This is a genomic window from Flavobacterium sp. WC2416 (genome assembly GCF_041200095.1).
In the GTDB taxonomy this organism is placed as follows: Bacteria; Bacteroidota; Bacteroidia; order Flavobacteriales; family Flavobacteriaceae; genus Flavobacterium.
Window position 1 is genome coordinate 1,657,452 of the sequence record NZ_CP165626.1, and the last position, 25,385, is coordinate 1,682,836.

Sequence of the window (25,385 nt, forward strand, 5' to 3'; positions counted from 1 at the left end):
ATAAATTAGATTTTAAGGTGTTATATTGTATATAATAGTACGATTGTTATTATAAGAAGAAGTTCCTGGGTTAAAATTGTTATATGCATAATATCCATTGTTCTGACCTCCCCATCCCCAATTCATATTTAAATATAATGTAGTTGTAGCAAATCCAGTACAATTTCCAAGATTGTCTCGTTCATAATATGTGTTTCTTTGATATCCGTCGCAAACCCAAGCATGTCCACTTCCAGAGGATGGAAATCTTCCTAGTAAGACAGGTTTATTAGTGTCGATATTATCAGTAATCAGAGTTGAGCTATAAGTTGTAGTATATGATGCATTCGAATATCCAAAAGTATTTTTTAAAGCAGGAACAATATTTATCGCGTATGCTCCAGAACCTTCACAGTTGTATTGCATATTTACCGATAAACCAGCATCTTTCATTAAAAGTTGAGTATCATAAGTTCCATATGTTGTGGGCATATTTGACCAATTGTAAGTATTTGGTTTTTTGAAATAGAATAGTATTTGTGCCATTGCAGTTGCTACACATCCAGTTGGTGCTTTTCCTCCAGGGTTAGAAGGGCAATCATATGGAATTAAATTATTAAAACCATTACCCCATTGGTCCCAGGATGTTTTTAGTAAAGGGCCTTTAGTAATATATAAATCTGCACAAGGAGTTGGGTCTGGATCTATTCTTCCCGTAATACTTTTTAATGGTTGGCTTGGACCAGTTTCATTGATGTCAGTTGTTATTTTTCTCCATTCTAAAGCAATGTTTTTACTCTGTTTAAGATTATGGTCTACAGTATATTGAACCTGCTCTTTTTCGCTTTCCATCCATTCGATAACTGGCTCTGGCGTTTCGGTAAGTTTTGTGTTAAATTTGCCAATATCATAAAATGCTAAAATGGGACTAATTCTATTATCTGCAGCTATTACTATAAAACCACCTTGGTTGTAATTAATCACATAAAAAGCAGTTTCGTTTTTAAGCGTTTTGTAGGTGGTAATGTCTTTAATTGTCTTTGTATTATCTACTCCTTTGCCAGCCTTAGAATTACTGTTTTTGAAAAAATATTGAGCGATATCAATAGCCGTAATTTTATTAACTTCATTAGAAGTGTATAATCTACGATCTCGATTATCGTCTTTACTACAAGAAATTAAAAAAGTAATTCCTAAAAACAATAGTAATGTTGATTTTTTCAACATTTTGACAAGTTTATAACTTGTTCTGTTCTGTTCTGTTCTGTTTTGTTTTGTTTCATTTTATATAGTTTAATTGTTATCATTAAAAAATTAAAATGTGGTATTTAAGTGTTTCAAATGTAGTTAATTATCTTAATGATAAATATATTCTAGTAAAATATTTCTTATATTTTTATTGAATTACGAAATATTATTGTGTGTTTTCTATTTCGTCTTTGCGTTTTTTATTCTTTTTCTCTACTTTCTTTTGAGACTTCGTTTTTTTATTTCCGCCTTTGTCAAGACTCATTCTAACTTCTTGATAATTGGCATCATAGCGCCAAGAAAAACCAATTCCGCCATAGAGAACGGTTGGCGTATCTTTAAAATTAGTGCTTATCGATGCGTCAATTTGCATGTCTTTATTTAATAAATAGGCTGCTCCCCCACGAACAATAGCATCGCTGTAAAAATCACTTTTAAAGCCTTGATTTTCGACAAATCCAGACCATTGATCATTGAATCCTTTGGTTAAAGTTAAAACGTAACCATAACTAGGATAATCAGTTGAAATGTAATCAGCTATAATATTAGTAACAAAAACCCAAGTACCGTCACCTAAATGATTTTGAGTGATCAGCATTATTTTTGGAGAAATACTGGCTTGATTAGTGAAAGAATACGGATTATCAGAAAAGCTGAGGTTAGCTCCAGCAAAAATAGATACGGCAGGAATCATTTGATGCCAGTCAAATTTGTGGTTGGCTTTCCAACTGTAAATGTTTACTTTTTTCTCATAATTTTTGAATGGATCGTAAATTAGATATTTTGCACCTAAAACGGTTTGCTTTAATGCTTTTTTATCGACAACACTATAAGGTGTTGTAAATTTTTCATTTTGATATTGTAAATCTGCTATTAATTCTAATTTTTCCATGAACAATCCCCATCTAAGGGTGAAATCTAAACCAAAACCTTTGGCATCATATCCAAGCAATCTGTGGTTTTCCTTAATTCCGTATAGTCCCGATTCAATTTGGAAAACTGATTTTCCTACTGCAAATGCGGACATGCTTTTGCCGGGTCTATTAGAATTTATTTGATCGGTATGCTGTCCATAATTAAAACTGGGAAGTGTAATTAGGACAAAAAGAAGGGCTGTTTTGAGTTTTGACATATTATTTTTTGGGTTTAAAAGTAATAACGCATTTCAAATGTACTATATTTTATCATTTATTTAAGAATGATATTTTAATTTTGTCCCGAAGTTTCGGGATGGATTTATTAATTTTGTAAAAAATATTATATTATGCAAACTGCCTCTTTTACAGGTTTTATAAGAACATTGTTTTACATACTTGCTTTCTATTACATATTTAAGTTTTTAGCAAAGTTATTTTTGCCTCTATTAGTTAAAAAAGTAGTGGAAAAAGCAGGGCAAAATTTTCAACAGGAACAGCAACGTTCTCAGGGTACTTCATGGAATCAATCACCAACGAATGATGAAGTAATTTATGATACTAAAAACGAAAAAAATCCTCGGGAAACTAAAAAAGTAGGAGAATATGTTGATTACGAAGAAATAGATTAAATTTGTCCTCGTTTACATACACATATTTAAAAAAATAAACTCTCGAAAATTGAAAATAGTAAATAAGTTCTATCCTCACGCGCTAGCCATTGTTGGTTTTTTAATTGTCTCACTTCTTTATTTTTATCCGGTATTACAGGGAAAACAAATTTACCAATCAGATATTGCTCAATATACTGGAATGGCTAAGGAGCAAAATGACTTTAGAGCCTCCGATCATATAGAGCCATATTGGACGAACTCTTCTTTTGGAGGGATGCCTACGTACCAATTAGGAGCTAAATATCCATATGATTTTATTGGGGCAATAGATGATGTTTTACGATTTTTACCGCGTCCTGCCGATTATTTATTTTTGTACTTTCTGGGGTTCTACGGACTGTTATTAGTTCTTAAAACGGATCCGTTAAAAGCTTTCTTTGGTGCTTTAGCTTTTGGTTTTTCTACTTATTTAATTATAATATTGGGTGTTGGTCACAATGCCAAGGCTCATGCGATTGCGTATATGCCACTTGTGATTGCTGGATTTATTTTGGTTTATAGAAAAAAATATGTTGTTGGAGGATTGCTTACTATGTTTGCAACTGCATTGGAAATAAATGCAAACCACTTTCAAATGACCTATTACTTATTAATATTCTTGTTGATACTTTCTGGTTATTTTATTTATTTGGATGTAAAAATCAAGGAGTATAATGCAATTTTAAAATCTTTAGGAGTTTTAGCCGTTGCTGGTATTTTTGCTATTGGAGCTAATGCTACCAATCTTTTAGCAACCTCTGAATATGCAAATTTTAGTATTCGTGGGAAAAGTGAACTAACATACAATCCTGATGGTTCTAAAAACACTACCAATAGTGCTATGACACGTGATTATATTACTGAATACAGTTATGGAGTTACTGAAAGTTTCAATTTGATAGCTCCAAGATTATTTGGAGGTTCTAATCATGAAGCAGTTGGGACTGATAGTAAAATGTATGAATTCATGATTAGTCAGGGCGTTCCAGAAGGGCAAGCCGCCGATTTCACAATGGGACTACCTACCTATTGGGGTGACCAGCCTATTGTTGCAGCACCTGCTTATATAGGAGTTGTTGTTTTCTTTTTAGGAATTTTAGCTTTGTTTATTGATGAACGTAAAATTAAATATGTTTTTCTTTCAGGAGCAGTTGTATCATTGTTACTTTCTTGGGGTAAAAACTTCCCGTTACTGACCAACTTTTTTATTGATTATGTACCTATGTATGATAAGTTTAGGGCTGTTTCATCAATACAAGTTATACTAGAGTTGTGTTTTCCTGTTTTAGCTATAATGGGGTTGCAATCATTCTTTAAATTAGAAAAAGAGAAACAAACTAAAGGGTTATTAGAATCAGGAACTTTAGGTTTAGGAATAATTTTGATTTTGTTTTTATGTAAAAGCATGTTTAGCTTTTCTAGCGCAAATGATGGGTATTATTTAGAAAGTTACGGACCACAATTTGTAGAGGCACTAAAAGGCGACCGAATGAGTTTGTATAGTGCGGACTTGTTGCGATCAGGTTTTTTTATTCTATTAGTAGCTGGCGTTTTATGGTTATTCATTAAAAATAAAATAGCTCAAAATACCGCTATCATTTTGGTAGGATTATTTATGGTCTCGGATTTGTTTTTTGTAGATAAAAAATATGTTTCAGCTAAAGATTTTGTTAGTGGAAGAGATGTTGAAGTTCCTTTCCATGAAAAACCTTCTGATACTCAAATTTTAAAGGACACTACGCATTACCGTGTTTTTGAGGCTGGAGATTTAATGGGAGCAAGGACTTCTTATTTTCATAAGTCAATTGGAGGGTATAGTGCTGTAAGGCCTAGAAGAGTGCAACAATTATTTGATTATCAGCTGGCTAAAAACAATTTGGATATACTGAATATGCTAAATGTAAAGTATGTCATTCAAACGGATAAGGAAGGAAAAGAATTTCCAATTGTTAATCCAGATGCCAATGGTAATGCTTGGTTTGTAAATGATGTTAAGTTGGTGAATAAAGCCAATGATGAAATGAAAATGTTGGATAAAATCGATACAAAAAGAGCCGCTATTTTCAATATTCATCTGTATGGAGATAAATTTAAAAATGCCAGATTAAAAAGAAACTTAGATACTTCAGGGACTATTAAATTAAAGGTTTACAAACCTAATTATATAAAGTATACATCTACAAATGGAAAAGAAGGTCTAGCCGTTTTCTCTGAAATTTATTATGAAAATGGTTGGAATGCCTATATTGATGGTGTTAAAACAGATCATTTTCCTGTTGATTATGTATTGAGAGCCATGATTGTACCGGGAGGAGAACATACAATTGAGTTCAAATTTGAGCCACAAGTAATTAAAACCGGAAGTATTATAACATTAATTAGTTTAGCTGGAATGTTATTATTGGTAATAGGCGGAGTTTATTTTGAAAGAAAAAATGGATCTAAGATTGTTGATTAACGATTTCAGATTTTGCAGATAGAATAATCTATTTAACTTTAAACTATAAACTTGGAAGCTGAAACTAAAAAAGTTCTAATTATAACGTACTATTGGCCACCAGCTGGAGGTCCAGGTGTGCAACGCTGGTTGAAATTTGTAAAATATTTACCAGAATTTGGAGTTCAACCCATCATTTACATTCCTGAAAACCCAACGTATCCTATTGTGGATACCGATTTAGAAAAAGAAGTTTCGGCTGCTACAGTTATTTTAAAACATAAAATTTTTGAGCCATATCAATTGGCATCTTTTTTTTCTAGATCTAAAACCAAAAAGATAAGTTCAGGGATAATTCCAAATCAAAAAAAACAGTCTTTTTTAGACAAAACGTTCCTATGGATTCGAGGTAATTTATTTATTCCTGATGCTCGTGTATTTTGGGTTAAACCGTCTGTTTCTTTTTTAGAAAAATACATTGCCGAGAATACTATTGATACTATTATTACTTCTGGACCACCACATAGTTTACATCTTATAGGATTAGAATTAAAACAAAAACTAAATTTAAAATGGATTGCTGATTTCCGTGATCCGTGGACCACTATAGGATATCATAAATCACTTCGTTTATCGAATTATGCTGCAAAAAAACATAAAGATTTGGAGTACCAGGTTTTGAATACTGCAGATACTATTATTGTTACCAGTAAAACTACAAAAGCTGAATTTCAAGCAATAACGACAAAGCCGATTGAAGTAATTACCAATGGGTATGACGTGGAAACCATAGCAAATCAGGAATTAGATACTAAGTTTAGCTTGGCTCATATTGGTTCATTCTTGTCCGAAAGAAATCCAATTATTTTATGGGAAAGTATAAAAGAATTACTGAACGAAATACCTGATTTTAAAAGACATTTAGAAATAAAATTAATTGGGGCTGTTAGTCAAGAAGTATTGGATGAAATTAAAAATTTTGATTTAGTTCCTTATTTGAAAAACTTAGGATATGTTTCACATGGGGAAGCAATTGTTCATCAAAAAAAGTCACAAGTTTTATTGCTGATTGAAATTGATTCTGAAGATACTAAGAGTATTATTCCTGGAAAATTATTCGAATATATGGTTTCTAATAGACCCATTATTGCGATTGGTCCAAAAGATTCTGATTTTGCCGAAATTATTACCAATACGAATACAGGAGTGTTCTTTAACTATTCTGAAAAAGAGAAGTTAAAAAGTGTACTTTTGGACTTTTATAATCAGTTTTTAGAAGGTAAATTAAAATCCAATGGTGTGGGTTTGCAAAAATATTCCAGAAAAAATTTGACTAAAGAATTAGTACAGCTACTTAATAAATAACATAAAGAGATTATTGGTGTCTCGCAATAGTAAAGAATGGGAATAGTATTAAATCAGTCTTTAAAGAATACAGTAATAACCTATGTTGGTTTTGGAATTGGGGCTGTAAATACAATTTACTTGTATCCTTTCTTTCTTGGGGCAACCTATTATGCACTAACTAATTATGTTCTTTCGGCTTCCAGTATTATTATGCCGCTCTTGGCTTTTGGAATGCAAAATACATTGGTGAAATTTTATTCTCAATGTAAAACAGAACAAGAAGAATCTAAATTTTTGTCTTTTACAGTATTGTTTCCACTGTTATTATCGATTCCCTTATTATTGATTGGATTGTTTTTTTATAGTGATATTTCAGAATTTTTATCAAAAGAAAATCCAATAGTAAAAGAGTATTTGTGGTTGATACCATTTACGGGTTTATGCATGGCTTATTTCGAAATATTTTATGCATGGGCTAGGGTTCATATGCATTCAGTTTTTGGTAATTTTATTAAAGAAGTTGGTTTGCGTTCGTTTTCATTATTGACATTGGTTGGAGTTTATTATAATTGGATTTCGGTTATTCAATTTGTGTATGTTACCGCAGGGATTTATTTTGTTGCATTTATTGTAACAATGCTGTATGCCTTTTACTTAAAAAAACCTAATTTTCAATTTTCCATTCCACATAATGCGAAGGAAATTATGGTCTATACTTTTTTTATTATTTTATCTGGAAGTGTAGCTACTTTACTTTTAGATATTGATAAACTAATGCTCAATCAATACATTAAAATTGAAAATATAGCTTATTATTCTGTGGCAACCTATATTGCACTAGTTATTTCTGTTCCTAGTCGTGCAATGCATCAAATTGTGTATCCAATAACTGCAAAATTAATGCACGAAGACAAGCATGAAGAAATGAATAGTTTGTACAAGAAAACGTCTATTAATTTACAAGTAGTGGGTGGGTTTGTAATGTTGTGCATTTTTGTGAACATAAGTCAACTGTATGAAATGGTTCCAAAGGAATACAGCGGTGGTATATTAGTTGTCTTTATGATTGGGTTATCCAAGTATTTTGATTTAATATTGGGGAACAATAATGCTATAATTTTCAATACAAAATACTATCGTGCCGTTTTGTTTTTAGGAGTAGTACTGGTTTTTTTAACTATTGGATTAAATATGATTTTTATTCCTATTTATGGAATTTTGGGTTCTGCTTTTGCGACTTTATTATCCATCACGTTATATAGTTTGGCAAAATTAATGTTTGTAGTAAAACGATTGCACTTGTATCCTTTTACAAACCAAACTTTATATTCAATGGCACTAACACTTGTATTATTTGTATTATTTTATTTTTGGCAATTTCCCTTTAATCCCATTATTGCAATAGGGTTAAAATCGATTCTGGTAACTATTTCATATGTTTACCTTAATTATAAATTTGTCATTTCTAACGAAATAAATCAAGTGATAAATAATCTTTTAAAAAGGTTAAAAATAAATATATAATTAGGCCCGAAATCTTGAGGATCTAAAAAATATTTTTCAGATTGATTAATTTTTTAAAAAAAGCAACTACAACTCAAATTGTAGTTGCTTTTTTTAATCCTATTTGTATCTCTTGTATCTCTCGTTAAATTAATGCTATACAGTGTTTTAGATTACTGTGAATTTTATAAACTTATAGTTTTAATTTGTAATATTTTATCTTTTTATAAGAAATACATTTGTAAATAATTAGTAAGAACAGATTCTAATGCTTTGCAAAGTTTTTTGAAATATCACTAAAAGTGGGTATTGTGGCAACTAGAAAAACTGTTTAATTTTATATCCTATTTATAAAAGGATCCGTTGACGATTTTACTAGGTAAATAAAAACAATTATAGCGATGAAAATTAATACAATTACTCCAGAAGAAAATTTTTCTAAATTCACGAAAATTTTGAAAGAAAAAATGAATAATGGTTTTACTGTAGTGGAAAGAAATGATAAATTACCTTTTGCTGTTTTATCAAAGAAGGGGAAAAAAGTGAACCATAATTTCAATTTTTTAATTTCATGTATCACTTTTGGACTGTGGTCATTGCCATGGTTTTATTTGTATTGTGTGTCTAATAAAGAAAAAGTAATATTAATTGCTATTGACGAAGATGGTAATCCATTTGAAGATAAATGCTTTAGTTAATAGTTAGTCTATAAAATAGAAAAACTCCTATACTTGTTTAATTTTAAACAGAATAGGAGTTTTTTTTGCTCAAGTGTTAAAGCTTATATTTTATCTTTTAAATATTTACCTGTAACGGATTCTTTTATTTTTACAATTTGTTCAGGTGTTCCAACTGCTAAAAGTTTCCCTCCATTTTCCCCACCTTCAGGACCTAAATCAATAATCCAATCGGCGCATTTAATTAGGTCTAGATTGTGTTCAATAACAAGTATGGAATGTCCTTTTTCAATTAAAGCATCAAAGGACGCTAATAGTTTCTTAATATCATGAAAATGCAATCCTGTCGTAGGTTCATCAAATACGAATAGTGCTCTGTCTTTTGTAGCGCCTTTTACAAGGAAAGAAGCTAGTTTTATTCGTTGTGCTTCTCCACCAGACAAAGTGGATGAGGACTGTCCTAATTGAACATATCCCAATCCTACGTCTTGTAACGGTTTTAGTTTTTGAGTAATCTTATGTTGCTGATTAGTTTCAAAGAAAGCGACAGCATCATCAATAGTCAGTGTTAGAATATCATGTATATTTTTGCCTACAAATGTTACTTCAAGGACTTCTTTTTTAAATCGTTTTCCATTACAAGTTTCACATGGTAATTGTACATCGGCCATAAATACCATTTCAACATTAATAGAACCTTCTCCTTTACAAGTTTCACAACGGCCACCATCTACGTTAAAAGAAAAATGTTTGGGTAGATACCCTCTTATTTTAGATAACTTTTCTTTGGCAAATAATTCTCTAATGTCATCGTATGCTTTGATATAGGTTACTGGATTAGAACGGGAACTTCGCCCAATTGGGTTTTGATCCACATATTCGATATGTTTTATATGTGAAAACGAACCTTTTATTTCACTAAACTGACCTGCTTTTTCACCTGCATTGTCCAGTTTTTTCTGCATCGCCGGAAACAAAATTTTCTTAATAAGCGTACTTTTTCCACTTCCAGAAACTCCCGTTATAACCGTTAATACATCCAATGGAAAAGTAACATCAATATTTTGCAAATTGTTTTCTCTCGCTCCTTTTATTTCTATAAAATTCTTAAATGGTCTTCGTTTTTTGGGAACCGCGATTTCGAGTTCGCCATTTAAATATTTAGCCGTTAAAGAAGTTGACTTCAGGATTTCGTTATAGCTTCCTTGCGCGACTAATTTACCGCCAAAGGTTCCTGCTTCTGGTCCAATATCGATAATCATATCGGCTGCTTTCATAATATCTTCATCGTGTTCCACCACAATTACAGTATTTCCCAAATCACGTAATGAAATCAATACTTTTATCAAGCGTTCTGTATCTTTTGGGTGTAACCCAATACTAGGTTCGTCCAAAATGTACATGGAACCAACCAAGCTACTTCCTAAAGAAGTGGCTAAATTAATTCGTTGCGACTCACCACCTGATAGCGTAGATGAATTTCGATTCAATGTCAAATAATCCAACCCTACTTCGGTTAAAAATGATAATCTGTTATTGATTTCCAATAACAAGCGTTTAGCAATTTGTTGATCATAAACATCTAATTTTAAATCTTTAAAAAAAGCAACTAAATGTTTAATAGGTAAATCCACTAAATCCGAAACCGTTTTATCATTTATTTTTACATAAGAGGCCTCAATTCGAAGTCGTTTTCCTTTACAAGAATGGCATTTGGTTTTACCACGGTAACGAGAAAGCATGACGCGGTTTTGAATTTTATAATTTTTTTCTTCTAGTTCTTTAAAGAAATCATTGAGTCCTTGAAAATAGGAGTTACCCGTCCAGATTAATTCTTTTTGTTCATCCGTTAATTGAAAAAATGGTTTGTGGATAGGAAAGTCAAATTTATATGCATTATTAACTAATTCGTCTCTAAACCAACTCATACTTTCCCCACGCCAAGGAAAAATAGCATTTTCAAATATTGATAAAGTGGTATTGGGTACAACCAATTCAGCATCAATTCCTATAATGTTTCCATATCCTTCACATACAGGACAAGCTCCGTAAGGATTGTTGAAACTGAATAAATGAACATTAGGCTCCAAAAAAGTTATTCCATCTAATTCAAAATTATTAGAATAAGAATATCTTTTTTCAGAGTTTAACTCCTGTAAATAGCAAATTCCTTTTCCTTCATAAAAAGCGGTTTGCACGGCATCAGCAAGACGATTAAAAAACTCTTCTTCCTCTTTAACTACAATTCTGTCAATAATAAGGGTTATATCTTTATTATCTAATGAATGCTGATCAATTTCGTCCAAACGAACCATTGTATTGTCAACTAAGATTCTTGAAAAACCTTGTTGTAACAATACCTTTAGTTTGTCTTCTAGTTTCCTACCTTCTTCTAGGTGAATGGGAGCGAGAAGCAACCATTTACTATCTAGGGTAAAATTTTGTACATCAGTAATAACATCTGTAACGGTATTTTTTTTTACTTCTTGACCAGAAATAGGGGAGAATGTTCTCCCAATTCTAGCAAAAAGCAATTTCATGTAATCATAAATTTCCGTAGAAGTTCCAACGGTAGATCGTGCATTTGTCGTATTTACTTTTTGTTCAATGGCAATAGCGGGAGCAATGCCCTTGATGTATTCTACTTTTGGCTTGTCTAATCGTCCAAGAAATTGTCTTGCATAGGAAGATAAACTTTCTACATAGCGGCGTTGTCCTTCGGCATACAAAGTATCAAAAGCCAAACTCGATTTTCCAGAACCAGAAAGTCCAGTAATAACTACCAATTTGTTTCTAGGAATTACCACATCTACACTTTTTAAATTGTGTACCTCGGCTCCTTTAATTATAATGTTTTTTTTGGGGTCTATTTTGGAAAAATCAACTTGCATAAGAAATGGTATATTTTTACAAAAGTAATCATTTTTCATTGGGGAAAAGCGGGTGAACAATTCACAAATTTTAGGAATTACAAACTTTTTGATGAAAATAATGGAATGATATTGTTATTTTAGACGGGGTTAAAAAAGCGATAGCTCTTTTGATAAATGAAAAGGAGTTAGTACACTTATAAATTGTAACAAAAAATTATTGTTATTAATACATTGGACAATAACAAAACAAGTCCATTAGATAGTGTGGCTCGACCTCTTAAAGAACTAAAGGGCTTTGAGATGATAGAATTACAACCAAATGAAACCAAAACGGTGACTTTTGTAATTAATCAAAATACAATTCAATATTATACTGCTAATTCTAAATGGGAAGCAAAGGTGGGTGATTTTAAGATTTTTATAGGAGGAAACTCCGCTACAACTTTAGAATCTAATTTTCAATATACTAATTAATACGAAATGAATAAATTTTTAATCTTATTGATAATTGGGCAATTGGGTTTTGCTCAGCAAGGCAAACGAAAATTAGTTTGGGAAGAAAATTTTTCAGGAAAATCATTAAATGAAAAAGTTTGGAACATAGAGTTAGGTAATGGTTGTCCTAATTGCGGATGGGGTAATAATGAAAGGCAATTATATACCAATGAGAACCATGAATTAATAAATGGGAATCTAGTAATTACCGCTAAAAAAGAAGGTAATAAATACACTTCTACCCGAATAACAACGAAAGACAAGAAAGAATTTTTGTATGGTTATTTTGAAGCTAGAGCTAAGTTGCCTGTTGGGCAAGGAATCTGGCCTGCATTTTGGATGCTAGGTTCTAATATAGATGAAGTAGGTTGGCCAAAATCAGGTGAGATTGATATACTTGAATACGTTGGGAAAGAACCGCAGATGGTTTATACCACTTTACATACCCAAGATAGTCATGGGAATTCTATAAATTCTAAGAAAACTAAAATTGAATGCATTGAAGATGGCTTTCATCGATTTGGTATCGATTGGACAAAAGATAAAATGGATTTTTATGTTGATGGTATCTTGATTTATACCTTTTATCCAGAAGTCAAAAATGAAGATACTTGGCCTTTTGATAAACCGTTTTATTTTCTTGTTAATCTAGCTATTGGAGGTAATTTTGGTGGACCTGAAGTTGATGACGCTATTTTTCCTAAAAAATTCATTTTAGATTATATAAAAGTGTATCAATAAATTTAAATTCATATTTAATAAAAAAGACCTGATATTAGTTAAGTAAAATCATCTCTTTTTTTATAATTAACTGTGGGACTATTGTTTAAGAAAACTGCTAATTATTATTTGAATTTTGGATGGTTAAAAAAAAAACAACAATTAGTAAGAATTTTTTATATAATGCGTTATTTTTTTCTTAACTTTAGTTGTAATTTCAAGTAAATATTTGTTAAATTTGACCAATCTATTAACACAAAACTACAATTAGCCTATACATAAAACTACTTTTTTAGAAAAATTTCGAAAAATTTTTAATTAAACTAAAAGGTAAAACTATGGCTAATTTAGAACTTCCAGACGCTTTATTGGTACAAAATTATGTATCAGGAAATGAAAATGCCTTGGCTACATTAATAAAAAGGCATGAATCAAGAATTTTTGGATTTATTTATTCCAAGATTTCTGATAGAGATATTTCTAATGATATTTTTCAGGACACTTTTATTAAAGTAATCAAAACATTAAAATCAAACTCTTACAACGAAGAAGGTAAATTCTTGCCGTGGGTAATGAGAATTTCTCATAATCTTATCATTGATCATTACAGAAAAAATAAAAAAATGCCCCTATTCAGAGAAACAGAGGAGTTTTCTATTTTTTCAATCATGTCTGATGATTCTCCCACAATTGAAAATCAATTAATTTCAGCGCAAGTTGAGCAGGACATCAGAAAATTAATAGAGGAATTACCGCTCGATCAAAAAGAAGTTTTGGTTATGAGAATGTATCAGGATATGAGCTTTAAAGAAATTTCAGAAATTACAGGCGTAAGCATAAATACCTCTTTAGGGAGAATGCGTTATGCTTTAATGAATTTGAGAAAAGTGATTGATAAACATCAAATAGTTTTAACTAATTGACAATAAATTAATAAAAGCAACGTTGTATTAGAAAACAAATAGTATAACATGGCAAAAATTTACTCTAAGAATTCATTTGTTACCACGACAATGAAGCCAAAAAAAGAAATCGTTTCTTTTTTATTGAATTATTCAAAAGCTTTGAGCATCATAAATGTAAAGAATCAAAGCTTCGAAATAATAGCTAATTAGCTTTTTAAAAGCAATATACAAGGTTAAGTTAAGATGACTTGTATGAAGTAAATTTCCCTATTTTGATTTTCAAATTGGGGAAATTTATTTTTTATAGTACGCTGCTAAAACAGATTTGCGTCCTACAGTTTTAGTAATAATGTCTTTTTCTAAATCCCATCCTCTAGCTGGCGAATATTGCCTTCCGTACCAAATAATTTGCAGGTGTAAATCATTCCAAATTTCTTCTGGAAAAATACGTTTAGCATCTTTTTCAGTCTGAACTACATTTTTACCATTAGTCAAATTCCATCGGTACATCAAGCGATGAATGTGTGTGTCTACAGGAAATGCGGGAACGCCAAAAGCTTGTGACATCACTACGCTTGCTGTTTTATGCCCTACGGCAGGTAATTCCTCCAAAAACTCAAAACTTTGTGGTACTTGGCCTCCGTGTTTGTCTATTAAAATATGAGATAAACCATGAATGCCTTTCGATTTCATTGGCGAAAGCCCACAAGGCCGAATAATTTCCTTAATTTCCTCGACTGACATTTTAATCATATCATACGGATTGTCCGCTTTAGCAAAAAGTAAAGGCGTGATTTGATTCACACGAACATCTGTACATTGTGCCGAAAGTAAAACAGCAATCAACAAAGTATAAGGATCTTTGTGATCTAACGGAATAGGAATCGTAGGGTATAATTCTTTTAACGTATTTATAACAAATGTTACACGTTCTTGCTTGGTCATTTTTGTAAATTTATATCTTGTAAAAATAGAATAATTTTTAGGATGTGCCTAATCCAGCTGTTCGTTATAAGTCCTCCTTTAAAAAACATTTTTTCTAATGTCAAATAAGGAGCTTCCTCTGGTCGCTCTTCTTGACAAGAAAAAAATAGTTTTTTTCAGTCCGGGCTTTTCACTTCCATCTGGGGCTTCAAATAAAAACGCAATAAAACTCTTAGTGAACTTTGCGGTTAAAAAAAACAAACAAAAAGAATTCATAAATAATAAAATTTTCATTCAAAGCTTAGTGAACTTAGCGAAAAATCCAAGTGATCTTAGTGGTAAAAAAAATAAAACGATGACAACATTAAAAAAAGGAGATAAAGCGCCTGCATTTTCAGCAGTAGATCAAGATGGAAAACCACATAAATTAGCCGATTATAAAGGAAAAAAGCTAGTGGTTTTCTTTTATCCAAAAGCAAGTACGCCAGGTTGTACCGCAGAAGCATGTGATTTACGCGATAATTTTTCGCGTTTTGAAGCTAATAATTATGCTTTGTTAGGTGTAAGTGCTGATGCTCAAGCCAAGCAAGCCAAGTTCAAGGAAAAATATGAACTTCCATTTCCCTTATTAGCCGATGAAGACAAATCAGTTATTGAAGCTTTTGGTGTTTGGGGACCTAAAAAATTTATGGGCAAAGAATACGATGGAATTCATAGAACCACTTTTGTAATTGATGAAAATGGAATTATTGATGAAGTAATTGAAAAAGTGAAAACGAAAGAACATGCTGATCAAATACTGAAATAAGCAGATAAAAAAAGAGCCAAGAAATAGACAGAATCGTAGTCTTTTTCTTGGCTCTTTTTTCTGGTTTTAAATTAATTACTTTCCTTTAAAACTTTATTTGGGCTGTACCCAAACAGATGATGTTCTTTAATAATTTCCGCAATACCAGAAGGGAGCATTGGTTCCCAACCTGGTTTTCCATCACTAATCATTTTAAGTACTTCACGAGAGAATACTTCCAGATTCTCAGGGTCATAATCGTCAATGTCAATCACTTTTCCGTTGAATTTAAAAAATTTATACAATTCTTTCATTCTTGGGTGTACTTTTAGTGTTTCTGATGTAACAATATCTCCATTTTCATCTAGCATAGGATATAGGAATACTTTCATATCGCGATAGAATAATTTTCCAAATGCTTCAAGTATTCCACCACTTAGATGACGGTAGTATTTTTCATCAAATATATCGACTAGATTATTTACTCCCATAGCAAGCCCCATTCGAGCTTTAGTATAGTTAGCAAAATATTCTACTACTTTATAATATTCTTGGAAATTAGAAATCATTACTGTTTGTCCTAATGAACAAAGTAATTCAGCACGATCCATAAAATCTCTTTCGTCAATTTCTCCGTCAGAACGAAGATTAGAAAGTGTAATCTCAAATACAACTAATGTATTTTCTTTTTCCACTTTATTTTCTTCAATGAACATTTTTAATGATTTCTCATACATGTCCATATTTACCTTAGTTACAGGACGGAAACTTCCTCTCAATGCTAGAATGTTCTTTTTGTATAATATGGCGGCAGGAAGAATGTTTTTACCGTTAGGGTCAAACATTACAGCATCAGTCATTCCGTTTTTCACTAATTGTAAACTCATTAAACGATTGTCAACATCAGCAAAACGAGGTCCAGAAAAATTAATGGTGTCAATTTCTAATTGGTCTTTGTCAAGGTGATCGTATAAATAACGCAACAATCGCTTAGGGTCGTTGTATTTATAAAAAGCACCATATATTAAATTTACTCCAAGAATACCCAATGTTTCTTGTTGTAACCGTGCATCCGTTTCTTTAAAACGAATATGAAGCGTAATTTCATTATAATCTTCATCAGGCTCAATTTGGTAGCGAATACCAACCCATCCATGTCCTTTGAATTGCTTTGCAAAGTCAATAGTAGCTACAGTATTAGCATAACTAAAAAACATTTTATTAGGGTGCTTTTCTCTACTTAATCGTTCTTCAATTAACTCTCCTTCAAAAGTTAACATCTTTTTTAATCGATTTTCAGTTACATAACGCCCATCATTTTCAGTGCCATATATCGCATCACTAAAGTCTTTATCGTAAGCAGACATAGCTTTAGCTATAGTTCCTGAAGAACCACCAGATCTAAAAAAGTGTCTTACCGTTTCTTGTCCAGCTCCAATTTCGGCAAAAGTTCCATATATATTTTCGTTCAAATTAATACGGAGTGCCTTATCTTTTATTGAAGGTATTTGTTCGATGACTTTGTCACCTTTTAGTTTTATTGCAGTATCCATTTTTATTTTAAATATGGCTAATAATGTACAAAGTTAATGAAATAGGTTTCTTATGAAAGATAATTAATCCTATTTTTGTAAAAAAATAAAATAGATTTGAAGGTATATTTTTTAGGCACTGGTACTTCTCAAGGAATTCCTATAATTGGGAGTAGCCATCCAGTATGTAAAAGTACTGATTATAAGGATAAAAGGTTACGTGTTTCTGTTTGGGTTTCGTGGGATTCTTATTCTTACGTTATCGATTGCGGACCCGATTTTAGACAGCAAATGCTTACTTCAAATTGTCAAAAAGTAGATGGAATCCTATTTACTCATGAACATTCGGATCATACTGCTGGTATAGACGATATTCGACCTTTTAATTTTAAACAAGGAGAAATTCCTATTTATGCACATCAAAGGGTAATTGAGAATCTAAAAAGACGATTTGATTATGTTTTTGAAACCATAAATCGGTATCCTGGCGCACCCTCTGTAAAGACAATTGAAATAATCAACGACCAACCATTTCCTATTGGTGATAAAATAGCAATTCCTATAAATGTCATGCACGGGAATCTTCAAGTTTTTGGTTTTAGAATAGACGATTTTGCTTATTTGACAGATGTTAAAACTATTGAAGATGTCGAGACTGAAAAATTAAAAGGCATAAAAGTATTAGTTATAAATGCCTTGCGAGAAGAACATCATTTTTCTCATTTCAACTTACAAGAAGCTTTAGATTTTATTGCTTTGGTTAATCCAGAAAAAGCCTATTTAACGCACATTAGTCATTTACTAGGGTTTCATGAGGATGTGCAAAAAAAATTACCTAAAAACGTCTATCTTGCTTTTGACAATTTAGAAATTACAATTTAATTAAATATAAAATGAAAAAATCATTATTGCTGTATGCCTTTATTCTTATTGCATTATTAAACGTCTATACCTACATGTTTTTAAGTAAAGAAGTAGAATATGAGCAACATAGATACGAAAAAACGACCAAAAAACTAAAAGACAGTTTGAATTCGGTAACGGCAAAATTGACTGATGCGAACTATTTTTCATTGGAAAAAAATGAAAATGCACAAAACTATTTTGATACTTCAGGTTCCGAAAAAACAATCCAGTATGAAAAGTTAATTCCTTATGTGAAAGAGAAATTGATGGATTTAAATTCAAATCCAAAAGGGAATCCTTACGTAGGACAAGATCAAATAGGGGCTAATAAATTTATAATCAACAAAGTGAAAGTGTTAAATCACAGATGGATTATCGCTGATTATAGCGATGGTGAAATTTGGGGAGAAGTTTTACTGAAGTATTTTGTAAATCAAGATGAAACGATTTCATTTGAGGTGATTCAGTCTTTATTATATCAAAAACGCTAAAAAAAAAGGTTCCAATTTTGGAACCTTTTTTTTATTCTAACAACCAATTTTTAAAATCATAGAAATTCTGAGGTGAAACCCCATGTCCTATTGGATATTCTTTATAAGTTGATTTTATATTTAAATTATCTAGAAATGGTTTAGTTTTTCTAGCCCAATCTACTGGTATTACTTGGTCTACAGTCCCATGAGAAGCAAATATTTTTAAATTGGAGAAATCGTTATTTTTATAATTTTCTTCAAAAATAGGTTCGCTTATATAACCGCTCAATGCAACCACTTTATGAATCTTTTCTGGATGTGAAAGTGCCACGGCATAACTCAATATCGCCCCTTGACTAAATCCTGTCAAGATAATATTATCCGTATCAATAGGATAGGTCGCTATTAATTCATCAATAAAAGTAGTAATTAAATCTCGGGATACTTTTGCTTGTTCGTTATCTGAAAATTTATTTTGATTTTCATCAAAATTTATTGCGTACCATGCATAGCTGCCATACTGCAAAGTATGAGGTGCTCGTGCTGAAATCACGTAATAGTCATCAGGAAGTTCAGTTGCAAAGGAGAATAAATCTTCCTCATTGCTTCCGTAACCGTGGAGTAAAAGTAATAAAGGATTTTTGTCTAATTTTATTTTGGGTTCTCTTACGAGGTATTCTAAAGATAATTTCATTTGATTAAGATATGTTTGTAAACCATTTTTGAAAAAGTTTTCCAATTAAAGGAACTGGTTTTGTTTCTCCTTTTATCGCACTGAAAATACCATAAGTCCATAAAATAGAAACAAAAATCCACATTGGAGCTGATATCATTAAACTATCAAAGTTACTTACAATAAGCCCTAATGAAATAAATGTAATTGTTAATCCTAATCCTTGACGAATATGAAAGGAGGCAAAAGTGTTTTTATCTTCAGCATTCATAGACATGGCAATAAAGACTCCAATTCCTAGAATATAACTGGTTATGGCTGTAGTTTTACCTTTTTCAACGGTGTTGTTATTCATGTTTTTATGCTAAAATTAATTGATCTTGATTTACGATACCGTACACGGTTCCTTGCATTTCTACTCCTAGAAAAGCAGAATTTTTGGATTTTGACAAAATAGATGCTTTTGTAAATGTGCTATTTTCTTCAGGTGAAAACAAGCTTAGGTTGGCTTTGGCTCCTTCGGTAACGATAGAATTTTCGATGCCAAAAGTAGTTTTTCCGGCAGTTAATTTATCTATTATTATTTCTAAAGGCAATACGGTCATTAAAGAACCAAAGGCACTTTCTAGTCCAATAGTTCCGTTTTTGGCGGCATCAAACTCCATTTTTTTATGCTCAATATCGATGGGGTTGTGGTCGGATGTAATCATGTCAATTGTACCATCTAGTATCCCTTCGATTAGTGCTTTTCGATCCTGCTCTGTTCTTAATGGTGGTGTAACTTTATGTCGTGTGTCAAAATCTTCTAGTTTTTCATCTGTTAAAACCAAATGATGCACTGCTGCACTACAGCTAACGCTTAGTCCTTTTGCTTTTGCATCTTTAATTAGTTCCACAGATTTTGCAGTTGAAATTGTGGGGATATGTAATTTTCCTCCAGTATATTCTAACAAAAATAGATTGCGGGCAATTTGTAATTCTTCCGCTAGATTTGGGATGCCTTTTAAGCCTAATCTTGTGGATACGATACCTTCATTAGCCACTCCATTTCCTTTTATTTTTTCATCTTGTGGAAAAGCAATCACTAATCCATCAAAATCTTGAACGTATTGTAAGGCTATTTTTAGTAGATTGGCATTGTCTTGGCTTTTATTGTAATCCCCAAAAGCGACTGCCCCCACTTTTTTCATATCATACAATTCAGCCATATCTTTTCCTTCGCTTCCTTTTGTTAAAGCACCAATGGGAAACAGTTGAGTTGCACTTCCAAAAGCTTTACTTTGTACAAAGTTTATTTGGGATTGATTGTCTATAATAGGGAAGGAGTTGGGTTGTAACGCAATTGCAGTAAAACCACTTTTTGCCGCTACATGTAATCCATTTGCTATTGTTTCTCTATCTTCAAAACCAGGTTCTCCTAGCGATACGCTACTGTCAAACCAGCCTTGGGAAACATGTAAATTAGCACGTTTTATTTCCTCGATATTTTCTTCATTTGGGATTGAAGTTGCTATTTTTTTTATAAAACCATCTACAATTAAAATATCTGCTTTTTTGTTATGAAAAGGACTTTGTGGGTCGATAATTTTTGCTTCTCGGATGATAAGTTTCATATGTGGATTTTATTTTTTTAATTCTTAATACATGAAATATGCTTTTTATTTCATGAATCGTATGATTGCCATTTCGCCAGCCATAAATAACAGTGCAAAGATAGCAAACCATTTCCAAATTTGATTGTCTGTTCGCTCTGTTTGTAAAGTGTCAAAAACAGTTGCAATTGAATCGAGTGTTTTATAGTCTGTTACTGCATTTTCATTGCTATTTTCTAAGTTGCTTTCGCTTCTATTGTAGTTAAAACTAATGTTTTCTAGCGCTTCTTTTTGGTTGTAAATTTCAAAATTCCCTGCTTGTGTGGGATAATCATTAAAAATTAATTTTACTTTATTGTTCAGTATTTGTTGGATGGGAATGAATTGTTCCGTTTTATTTTTTACACTTAAAACGGCATCTTTAGATAATAATACATCTACCAAAAAAGGATTTTCATTCCCAATAGTTAATGCAATAATTCCATCATTATGATTACTTACTGCCATTTTATAAAAGGTAGGAACAATTAATGGCGATTGTTGAAAATTTGAATTTTCGGTATTAATTGGTGCCGAAAAAACGTAAACGGTTGAATTAACATTGGGTAACGAAGTCAAAAATGAGCTCTGGTCTTCATAATATAGCGCTCCAGAGTTTACTCCTGAAATTTCAAATGAACTATTCGTTTTTGGATATTGAAAATTGGTAATTTTATTTTCAAAAACACCATTGAATAAAGGGTGTTCAAAATTAATTTTGGTGATTCGTTTTTCAAAATTTTCTAAAGAGTTGAATTGTAGTTTTCCAAAAATATTCAGGAAAGGATTGATGTTACTCAAAGATGATTTTCCTGACGGAATCACGATTAAATTAGCTCCTTTTTCTACTACTGATTTTAATGTGGTTTGTAATGCTTGAGGAATTTCATCTAGTTCATTTAAAATGATAACATCTTGTTTCTCTATTTCATTGTAATCCAATGAAGAAATTGTAGTTGCATTGAAATCAAACTCCTCATTTGTGAAAATCCGACTTAGAAAAGTGTTTTTTTGAAGGTCTCCAATACTAAGTGCTTTTACTTTTTTAGTTTTTGAAATACTAAAATATAAAACATTGTCATACCCCAAACCATTATCAGTAATACTTACATAACCGTGAAAAACTTGTTTTGGAATAGTAAAATGAACTATTTTCTGTTTCGTTTCAAAATTGACTAGCGTTTTTGCAATCAATTTGTTTTGGTTGTAAATAGCTATTGGAACTTCTTTTTCGCTTTGTCCGTAGCTCGATAGTTTTACTTCAATTTCATAGAAATTTTCTAATGTTTCACTGATATAAACACTGTCGATTGCTACGTTATTTTTTTGTTCTGCTTTTGGAATTATAAAATACGGATTTTCATTTTCATTAATGCCTTTTAATTGTTTTTTATCAATACCTACGGCATCAGTAATGATGATAATGTCTTTTTTGAAAATGGACTTATGTGATTTTACTTTTGCAATTAAATTGTCTAATTGAAACGGAATAGCGCTATATTCAAGATTTTGTAATGTATTTTGAATTTCTTTAATATCAGTATTCCAATAACTTTCGGAATTGGTGAGCAAAGAAAAACGGGTATTTTCGGGTGTGTTTTCAAGTAATTCCTGTACAGAGCGTTTTAAGAGTTCTCCTTTTTTTCCTTTGGCTTGCATACTAAAGGAATTATCCAGAATGATATACAATTCATTTGAAGCATTCTTATTGTCTTTGGCTAAAAAAAAGGGCTGAGCAAATGCAATAATAATAGAAGCTAATAGAAGTAAACGACAGCAAAGGAGCAACCATTTTTTTATTTTAGAACTTTTCCTAGTTTGTATAGATAAAGCTTTTAAGAACTGAACATTAGTAAAGTATTCTTTTTTGAACCGTCTTAATTGAAATAAATGAACCAAAATTGGTACAATCAGTAAGAAAAGAAAGTATAAAATTTCGGGATGTTTGTACTGCATTCGGTTTTTAGTTTACTTCATTGGATTCTATTTCTTTTGAAGTGAAATGGATATTAGTAGTCAAAAATACAAATTTGTAGACAGTTTTTATAGATGTTGTTATAATTTTTAAAAGCATTAAACAATTAAGGTTAATTATGTATTTTAGCTTTCTTAAAAAACACACAATTATGAAAAATAAGGTTTTAATTCTTTTTTTATTTTCAATATTAACGGCATTTCAAGCTCAAAGTCAAAAGCTTAATTTACTTATAGGTACCTATACTAACAGTTGTGAAAGCAAGGGGATATATGTTTATAATTTTGATACCACTACAGCTGATTTTAGTTTTAAAAACGTTGCTGAAAACAGTATAAACCCAAGTTATTTGACCGTTTCAAAGGATAATAATTATGTTTATTCAGTAAATGAAAATGGACCAGAAAGTACGGTTAGTTCTTATAGCTACATTCCATCTAGCGGTAAATTAGATTTAATTAATAGACTAAGTTCAAAAGGAGCTGATCCTTGTTATATTATCAATGACGATAAAAATGTTATTGTTGCTAATTATTCTGGTGGGAACATTTCGGTTTTTCAAAAAAACAGTGATGGAAGTCTTGCCGAAGCTAAGCAAGTAATTCAACATTATGGAAAGGGAGCTGATGTACAAAGACAACAAGGACCACACGTACATATGGTGCATTTTTCTCCTGATAAAAAGTTTGTTTTGTCAAATGATTTAGGTCTTGATAAAGTATATTCTTATGCATACGATCCCAATACAAATGAGGAAGCCTTGAAAGTATGCGATAGTGTAGCTGTTAAAGCGGGAAGCGGGCCAAGACATCTAACTTTTAGTAAAGATGGTAAATTTGTGTATCTAGTGCAGGAAATGGATGCAAGCTTGACTACTTTTAAATATTCAAACGGAAAATTAAAAAAAGTGGCAGAAACTACTATTTTACCTAAAGGTTTTAAAGGAACTTTTGGTTCTGCGGATATTCATATTTCACCTGACGGGAAATTTTTATATGCTTCAAATAGAGGGGAAGCAAATGATATTTCGATATTTGAAATTAGTAAAAACGGGAAATTAAAATCAAAAGGACAAACGAGTACATTAGGTAAAGGGCCAAGAAATTTTGTTATTGATCCTACAGGAAATTATCTTTTGGTAGGCCACCAATACACGAACAATGTTGTTATTTTTAAAAGAGATCAACTAACTGGTGCATTAACAGATACAGGAAAAAGAATTGAATTATGTTCTCCAGTTTGTTTAGTGTTTACTGAAAATTAGAGAGGGTTTTAAATTAAAAAGGCTTAAAAATGAAATTCATTTTTAAGCCTTTTTTTATGCTATTTGTTTTTGTCTTTTCGTTTTTTATCTCTTGTTTTAAGCATATTTCGATTGACAGATCCATGTGTTTTTTTCTTGGTTACCCCCGGTCCACCTAAATTGACTTTCTTGTTCTTTTTACTTTTCTCTTGAAATGCACCATCGCCTTCCAGTTTTTTCTTTTTCATCAAAAACTTAATCGGCTGTCTGTCTTTTTCAGGTTCAATTAATTTAGATGAAACTTCAACTGCTTCAGGGAAAGGCTCAGCATTTAATTCCATATTCATTAACACCTCAATCTCCACTTTATACTCTTCTTCACGGGGCGCAACAAAACTAATTGCAGTACCTGTTTTATCAGCACGACCTGTTCTACCTATTCTGTGCATGTATAATTCTGGCATCTCTGGCATCTCGAAGTTAATAACGTGTGTAATATTCGAAATATCCAATCCTCTAGCCATAATATCCGTTGTAATAAGACCGCGAAGATTTCCTTCTTGGAACGAAGCCATAGTGCTCAAACGATAGTTTTGAGATTTATTAGAGTGGATTACTCCAAATTGTCCTTCAAAATCTTCTTCGATACGTTCATGAACCATATCGGATATTTTCTTGTTATTTACGAAAACCAGCACACGACTCATGTCTTCATTTTCTTGTAACAAGTGTTTTAATAGATTTATTTTGGTGTTAAAGTTAGGTGCATTATACGTTATTTGTGTAATGTTTTCTAATGGAGTTCCTGATGCAGAAAGAGTAACTTCTTCTGGGTAATCAAAATAATCATTCAAAATAGCATCTACTTCATCCGTCATGGTTGCTGAAAAGAGAATGTTTTGACGTTTTTTTGGCATCATAGCCAAAATAGCTGTCAACTGCGTACGGAAACCTAAATTCAGCATTTCATCGAACTCATCAATAACCAGCTTTTGCATTTCTTCAAAACGAATTACATTATCTAGCGTTAAATCCATGATTCTTCCTGGAGTTCCTACTAGAATGTCGCAACCTTGATAAATAGCTGTTTTTTGGGTATTGATATTTACACCACCAAAAATACCAATAGTACGAACTGACATGTATTTGGTCAATTTTTCTACTTCTTCTGCCACTTGAACTACAAGTTCACGAGTAGGGACAAGGATTACTATTTTTGGAGTATGTCCTGGAATAAATTTATATAATTTTAATAAGGGTAATAAATAGGCAAAAGTCTTACCAGTTCCTGTTTGGGCAATTCCCATCATATCACGACCTGACATTATCACAGAAAAAGTTTTTTCCTGAATAGGAGTTGGGGATGTAAAACCTAAATCGTCTATTGCTTTTTGGACTGATTTGGGTAGATTTAATTGCTCGAAAGTGGTCATAAAACGTATATTTTGTGCAAAGATACGTTTTTTGAGTGTAAAGATGCTAATTGTGCA

The 25,385-nt window shown here is 31.6% G+C and carries 22 protein-coding genes; 12 read left to right on the plus strand and 10 right to left on the minus strand.

The features are described from left to right. Window positions 1-12: 12 nt before the first annotated feature. Window positions 13-1,206: a C10 family peptidase gene (locus AB3G39_RS07025; RefSeq protein WP_369764661.1), complete on the minus strand. Its 1,194-nt coding sequence runs from the start codon at window positions 1,204-1,206 to the stop codon at window positions 13-15. Window positions 1,207-1,393: 187 nt separating this feature from the next. Beyond that, window positions 1,394-2,359, minus strand: coding sequence for a transporter (locus AB3G39_RS07030; protein WP_369764662.1), 966 nt, complete (start codon window positions 2,357-2,359; stop codon window positions 1,394-1,396). 132 nt (window positions 2,360-2,491) lie between these two features. Here AB3G39_RS07030 and AB3G39_RS07035 point away from each other — a divergent pair, with 132 nt between their 5' ends. The 5 genes from AB3G39_RS07035 to AB3G39_RS07055 all read left to right on the plus strand — a co-directional run bounded on the left by AB3G39_RS07035 (window position 2,492) and on the right by AB3G39_RS07055 (window position 8,779). Then, a complete protein-coding gene (locus AB3G39_RS07035) occupies window positions 2,492-2,773 on the plus strand; it encodes a DUF4834 family protein (protein WP_367754434.1) in 282 nt (93 codons plus the stop codon). A gap of 49 nt (window positions 2,774-2,822) precedes the next feature. Then, window positions 2,823-5,252, plus strand: a complete 2,430-nt coding sequence (locus tag AB3G39_RS07040; protein ID WP_367771270.1) for a YfhO family protein — start codon at window positions 2,823-2,825, stop codon at window positions 5,250-5,252. Between the two features lie 51 nt (window positions 5,253-5,303). Then, window positions 5,304-6,596, plus strand: coding sequence for a glycosyltransferase family 4 protein (locus tag AB3G39_RS07045; RefSeq protein ID WP_367771267.1), 1,293 nt, complete (start codon window positions 5,304-5,306; stop codon window positions 6,594-6,596). A 36-nt stretch (window positions 6,597-6,632) separates the two neighbouring features. Then, window positions 6,633-8,102 (plus strand): lipopolysaccharide biosynthesis protein, encoded by a 1,470-nt coding sequence (locus AB3G39_RS07050; protein ID WP_367771264.1) that lies wholly within the window; start codon window positions 6,633-6,635, stop codon window positions 8,100-8,102. Between the two features lie 380 nt (window positions 8,103-8,482). After that, window positions 8,483-8,779 (plus strand): hypothetical protein, encoded by a 297-nt coding sequence (locus AB3G39_RS07055; protein WP_367754426.1) that lies wholly within the window; start codon window positions 8,483-8,485, stop codon window positions 8,777-8,779. A gap of 83 nt (window positions 8,780-8,862) precedes the next feature. Here AB3G39_RS07055 and uvrA read toward each other — a convergent pair whose 3' ends face one another. Beyond that, a complete protein-coding gene (gene uvrA, locus AB3G39_RS07060) occupies window positions 8,863-11,649 on the minus strand; it encodes an excinuclease ABC subunit UvrA (RefSeq protein WP_369764663.1) in 2,787 nt (928 codons plus the stop codon). A 246-nt stretch (window positions 11,650-11,895) separates the two neighbouring features. Between uvrA and AB3G39_RS07065 the strand changes: the two genes are divergently transcribed. From AB3G39_RS07065 to AB3G39_RS07075, 3 genes are all read left to right on the plus strand, one after another. Next, window positions 11,896-12,105: a fibronectin type III-like domain-contianing protein gene (locus tag AB3G39_RS07065; RefSeq protein WP_369766267.1), complete on the plus strand. Its 210-nt coding sequence runs from the start codon at window positions 11,896-11,898 to the stop codon at window positions 12,103-12,105. Between the two features lie 6 nt (window positions 12,106-12,111). After that, entirely contained in the window at window positions 12,112-12,867 is a 756-nt protein-coding gene (locus AB3G39_RS07070) for a family 16 glycosylhydrolase (RefSeq protein WP_367754420.1), read from the plus strand. Between the two features lie 317 nt (window positions 12,868-13,184). Next, window positions 13,185-13,769, plus strand: coding sequence for an RNA polymerase sigma factor (locus tag AB3G39_RS07075; protein ID WP_367754418.1), 585 nt, complete (start codon window positions 13,185-13,187; stop codon window positions 13,767-13,769). A gap of 276 nt (window positions 13,770-14,045) precedes the next feature. Here AB3G39_RS07075 and nth read toward each other — a convergent pair whose 3' ends face one another. Then, window positions 14,046-14,696, minus strand: a complete 651-nt coding sequence (nth, locus tag AB3G39_RS07080; protein WP_367754416.1) for an endonuclease III — start codon at window positions 14,694-14,696, stop codon at window positions 14,046-14,048. 334 nt (window positions 14,697-15,030) lie between these two features. On the opposite strand from nth, the gene bcp reads away from it, so the two are divergent. Beyond that, window positions 15,031-15,483 carry a thioredoxin-dependent thiol peroxidase gene (gene bcp / locus AB3G39_RS07085; protein ID WP_367754414.1) on the plus strand — a complete coding sequence of 151 codons (453 nt, stop codon included), beginning with the start codon at window positions 15,031-15,033 and terminating at the stop codon, window positions 15,481-15,483. Window positions 15,484-15,554: 71 nt separating this feature from the next. Here the strand turns inward: bcp and AB3G39_RS07090 are convergent, their stop codons facing one another. Next, window positions 15,555-17,015, minus strand: coding sequence for a TonB-dependent receptor (locus tag AB3G39_RS07090; RefSeq protein ID WP_367754412.1), 1,461 nt, complete (start codon window positions 17,013-17,015; stop codon window positions 15,555-15,557). Between the two features lie 96 nt (window positions 17,016-17,111). On the opposite strand from AB3G39_RS07090, the gene AB3G39_RS07095 reads away from it, so the two are divergent. Together AB3G39_RS07095 and AB3G39_RS07100 are read left to right on the plus strand one after the other, a co-directional pair. After that, a complete protein-coding gene (locus AB3G39_RS07095; RefSeq protein ID WP_367771255.1) occupies window positions 17,112-17,876 on the plus strand; it encodes an MBL fold metallo-hydrolase in 765 nt (254 codons plus the stop codon). 11 nt (window positions 17,877-17,887) lie between these two features. Then, window positions 17,888-18,391 (plus strand): hypothetical protein, encoded by a 504-nt coding sequence (locus AB3G39_RS07100; protein WP_367771252.1) that lies wholly within the window; start codon window positions 17,888-17,890, stop codon window positions 18,389-18,391. 31 nt (window positions 18,392-18,422) lie between these two features. On the opposite strand, the gene AB3G39_RS07105 is transcribed toward AB3G39_RS07100, so the two are convergent. Genes AB3G39_RS07105 through AB3G39_RS07120 form a run of 4 tightly spaced genes read right to left on the minus strand, consistent with a single transcriptional unit; the run spans window position 18,423 to window position 22,633 of the window. Further along, complete coding sequence (locus AB3G39_RS07105; protein ID WP_367771249.1) at window positions 18,423-19,067, minus strand: alpha/beta hydrolase; 645 nt, start codon at window positions 19,065-19,067, stop codon at window positions 18,423-18,425. A 4-nt stretch (window positions 19,068-19,071) separates the two neighbouring features. Next, window positions 19,072-19,401, minus strand: a complete 330-nt coding sequence (locus AB3G39_RS07110; protein WP_367754404.1) for a hypothetical protein — start codon at window positions 19,399-19,401, stop codon at window positions 19,072-19,074. Between the two features lie 4 nt (window positions 19,402-19,405). Continuing rightward, window positions 19,406-20,659: a dihydroorotase family protein gene (locus AB3G39_RS07115; RefSeq protein WP_367771246.1), complete on the minus strand. Its 1,254-nt coding sequence runs from the start codon at window positions 20,657-20,659 to the stop codon at window positions 19,406-19,408. Between the two features lie 45 nt (window positions 20,660-20,704). After that, on the minus strand, window positions 20,705-22,633 hold the full coding sequence (locus tag AB3G39_RS07120; RefSeq protein ID WP_369764664.1) for a BatA domain-containing protein: 1,929 nt from the start codon (window positions 22,631-22,633) through the stop codon (window positions 20,705-20,707). A gap of 170 nt (window positions 22,634-22,803) precedes the next feature. On the opposite strand from AB3G39_RS07120, the gene AB3G39_RS07125 reads away from it, so the two are divergent. Next, window positions 22,804-23,916, plus strand: coding sequence for a lactonase family protein (locus AB3G39_RS07125; RefSeq protein ID WP_369764665.1), 1,113 nt, complete (start codon window positions 22,804-22,806; stop codon window positions 23,914-23,916). Window positions 23,917-23,975: 59 nt separating this feature from the next. Here the strand turns inward: AB3G39_RS07125 and AB3G39_RS07130 are convergent, their stop codons facing one another. Beyond that, window positions 23,976-25,328: a DEAD/DEAH box helicase gene (locus AB3G39_RS07130; protein WP_369764666.1), complete on the minus strand. Its 1,353-nt coding sequence runs from the start codon at window positions 25,326-25,328 to the stop codon at window positions 23,976-23,978. Between the last annotated feature and the right edge of the window lie 57 nt (window positions 25,329-25,385).

Bases quoted from the DNA above. Each gene is read 5' to 3' on its own strand.
- AB3G39_RS07025 (WP_369764661.1), bottom strand. From the start codon at position 1,206: ATGTTGAAAAAATCAACATTACTATTGTTTTTAGGAATTACTTTTTTA.
- AB3G39_RS07130 (WP_369764666.1), bottom strand. From the start codon at position 25,328: ATGACCACTTTCGAGCAATTAAATCTACCCAAATCAGTCCAAAAAGCA.
- AB3G39_RS07055 (WP_367754426.1), top strand. From the start codon at position 8,483: ATGAAAATTAATACAATTACTCCAGAAGAAAATTTTTCTAAATTCACG.
- uvrA (WP_369764663.1), bottom strand. From the start codon at position 11,649: ATGCAAGTTGATTTTTCCAAAATAGACCCCAAAAAAAACATTATAATT.
- AB3G39_RS07070 (WP_367754420.1), top strand. From the start codon at position 12,112: ATGAATAAATTTTTAATCTTATTGATAATTGGGCAATTGGGTTTTGCT.
- AB3G39_RS07115 (WP_367771246.1), bottom strand. From the start codon at position 20,659: ATGAAACTTATCATCCGAGAAGCAAAAATTATCGACCCACAAAGTCCT.
- bcp (WP_367754414.1), top strand. From the start codon at position 15,031: ATGACAACATTAAAAAAAGGAGATAAAGCGCCTGCATTTTCAGCAGTA.
- AB3G39_RS07050 (WP_367771264.1), top strand. From the start codon at position 6,633: ATGGGAATAGTATTAAATCAGTCTTTAAAGAATACAGTAATAACCTAT.
- AB3G39_RS07125 (WP_369764665.1), top strand. From the start codon at position 22,804: ATGAAAAATAAGGTTTTAATTCTTTTTTTATTTTCAATATTAACGGCA.
- nth (WP_367754416.1), bottom strand. From the start codon at position 14,696: ATGACCAAGCAAGAACGTGTAACATTTGTTATAAATACGTTAAAAGAA.
- AB3G39_RS07090 (WP_367754412.1), bottom strand. From the start codon at position 17,015: ATGGATACTGCAATAAAACTAAAAGGTGACAAAGTCATCGAACAAATA.
- AB3G39_RS07030 (WP_369764662.1), bottom strand. From the start codon at position 2,359: ATGTCAAAACTCAAAACAGCCCTTCTTTTTGTCCTAATTACACTTCCC.
- AB3G39_RS07105 (WP_367771249.1), bottom strand. From the start codon at position 19,067: ATGAAATTATCTTTAGAATACCTCGTAAGAGAACCCAAAATAAAATTA.
- AB3G39_RS07100 (WP_367771252.1), top strand. From the start codon at position 17,888: ATGAAAAAATCATTATTGCTGTATGCCTTTATTCTTATTGCATTATTA.
- AB3G39_RS07110 (WP_367754404.1), bottom strand. From the start codon at position 19,401: ATGAATAACAACACCGTTGAAAAAGGTAAAACTACAGCCATAACCAGT.
- AB3G39_RS07120 (WP_369764664.1), bottom strand. From the start codon at position 22,633: ATGCAGTACAAACATCCCGAAATTTTATACTTTCTTTTCTTACTGATT.
- AB3G39_RS07035 (WP_367754434.1), top strand. From the start codon at position 2,492: ATGCAAACTGCCTCTTTTACAGGTTTTATAAGAACATTGTTTTACATA.
- AB3G39_RS07075 (WP_367754418.1), top strand. From the start codon at position 13,185: ATGGCTAATTTAGAACTTCCAGACGCTTTATTGGTACAAAATTATGTA.